This is a genomic window from Vibrio sp. 070316B, assembly GCF_013114115.1.
GTDB lineage: Bacteria > Pseudomonadota > Gammaproteobacteria > Enterobacterales > Vibrionaceae > Vibrio > Vibrio chagasii_B.
The window spans coordinates 1-1,898 of the sequence record NZ_VTYC01000064.1 but is presented as its reverse complement, the minus strand read 5'-3'; the positions used below and the strand labels follow the sequence as shown (position 1 = coordinate 1,898).

Genomic DNA, 1,898 nt, shown 5'->3' with positions numbered 1-1,898 from the left:
AATTCAGGAGCATGTTTAATTCGTGTTTTCTTAGTTGTCATTGTTCACCTCGTTAGTGATTGTACTCACTTAACTCAGTGTCCAAAACTTCTGGTGCGGATCACAAGTGGTTAGGCCGCAACAGATATTGGCCGGAATTGCACTATTGGGGATTCAATCGGAACTAGAGATTAAGACTTCAACACACTTACTTGGCCTTGCTAGAGCGATAGCCAACATAAAGAAATAGTATTAGGAAAGTATGGTTTTCTCGATAAGAGCTCAAAGTCTTAATTACATTACCTAACATGATGTGACTCTAGTTGATAAGGTGACCTTGACTGAGGCGAAGAACTGTGCAGTTTTGAATAATCCAGTCCTCCTTTTTGGTCATATCAAGGAGAAAGAAGCCGAACCTACATCGAGAGGGTTCGGCTTTTTTACGAATAAATATTCACGTTAAAACCTAGTGTTATTTAGAACTGATAACTAGACGATGTTTACACCAAGTTTACTAGCCAAACGCTCTAAATTAGAATTTGTTGTGTTTAGATTAACCACATTATTGTTCTTTTTAAGTTCTGCCAGTAATAGGGAGATACAACCTTGTTTTTGATATTTAGGCTCGGTATACGCTACCCAGATAGTCACTTCATTAAGTCCTCGAAAGTACAAGATATATGACTTAAAAGGAATATAAACTACACGGTATTCTGACACAGGAGGGCGAGATTCAAGAACGTTATCACGTATTAACTTAGACCAATTCTCTCGTTCAGTTTCACATGCTGTCTTTAATAAGGAAGTAGCTCCACACTCAACAATTATTTCACCAATGTTGATACTAGTATTAGCTTTGAGAAAGCTTCTCAAATTGAGGTCAATCAGTTCCATCATTAAGCCTTTGCTGAAATTCGTTAGTTAATTTTATTTCTGAGGGACATAAATGTTGTCCGGAAGTTCTCTCTGCACTTTATAAAACCTTCAACATAAGTTTGACGACCTTCATCAGAAAATTGTTCGTTTAATTTGTTTCGTTCGGCCTCAAAAAAAACACGTATTTTATCCGGATGAATCTCCGAAAGTTCTTCTGTTGAAAAACCTAGCCGTATTAGTTTCATATAGTGAAGTCCATACTCAACAGACAGTGAAGCTAGTTTAGATTTCGACTGATAATCGTACTGTTGTTGTTTTACCATAGTTAAATCCACATTGGATTTTTGAGATGAAATAATAAAATTCAATAGATTATTAATTGCATCATCATGCTCTTTAAAAAGGAGCTCTACATAATCTTCTGTATTAAATAGTGTTTCGTATTTGATACTGTATCTATGTTGTTTTTTCCAACCTCTATAAATGTAAATGGCGGTTAGTATCCCGACGCATCCAGAAGCTCCTCCAATGACAGTGAATGTAAGTGATACATAGTCTATTAGTGGAAGAGCAGAGTTAACATTCTCATTCATGGTCAATAGAGCGATCCACATACCGACAAGAAAACCTACTATTAAAAAAATAATCGCCCATATCACTACATACATCTTTAAACCTCCCAAAAAATTGCATGACTCCTACCTATTCGATTTCCAAATAATACCAGATACTTACCTAAATCATTAATATAACAGCACCTTGAAATAAGGGTTCGACACTAAATATGAGCCAAAGACAGTTCGCGAGTGCTGATAGGTAGGTCGAATTTACCCCCGTGATACATCACGGGGGTTGGCTTCCTCCCGCCGCGCTCGTCCTCCTCAGTCTTCGTCGTCCTCACTTGTTGTCCGTCAGCACTGAAAAGAGATCCTTTTCGGTACTCAAATGATCTTAAAGAGAGCCAGTGAACACAAAAAGGCCTTACCGATGTGGTAAGGCCTTAAAGAGCGATTCTGGCAGGATGAGGGAGGGTGCGGCTCAAT

At 38.0% G+C, this 1,898-nt stretch carries 2 protein-coding genes and 1 pseudogene; 1 reads left to right on the top strand and 2 read right to left on the bottom strand.

From position 1 onward, the window contains the following. Positions 1–103: 103 nt before the first annotated feature. A pseudogene (locus F0251_RS24530) lies at positions 104–229 on the top strand (regulator); the annotation flags it as partial. 239 nt (positions 230–468) lie between these two features. On the opposite strand, the gene F0251_RS24165 reads toward F0251_RS24530, so the two are convergent. Continuing rightward, positions 469–876 carry a hypothetical protein gene (locus F0251_RS24165; protein WP_171731976.1) on the bottom strand — a complete coding sequence of 136 codons (408 nt, stop codon included), beginning with the start codon at positions 874–876 and terminating at the stop codon, positions 469–471. 20 nt (positions 877–896) lie between these two features. Then, positions 897–1,523: a hypothetical protein gene (locus F0251_RS24160; protein ID WP_171731975.1), complete on the bottom strand. Its 627-nt coding sequence runs from the start codon at positions 1,521–1,523 to the stop codon at positions 897–899. Between the last annotated feature and the right edge of the window lie 375 nt (positions 1,524–1,898).

Excerpts from the sequence above, each read along its gene's own strand:
- F0251_RS24160 (WP_171731975.1), bottom strand. The coding sequence starts at position 1,523 with ATGTATGTAGTGATATGGGCGATTATTTTTTTAATAGTAGGTTTTCTT.
- F0251_RS24165 (WP_171731976.1), bottom strand. The coding sequence starts at position 876 with ATGATGGAACTGATTGACCTCAATTTGAGAAGCTTTCTCAAAGCTAAT.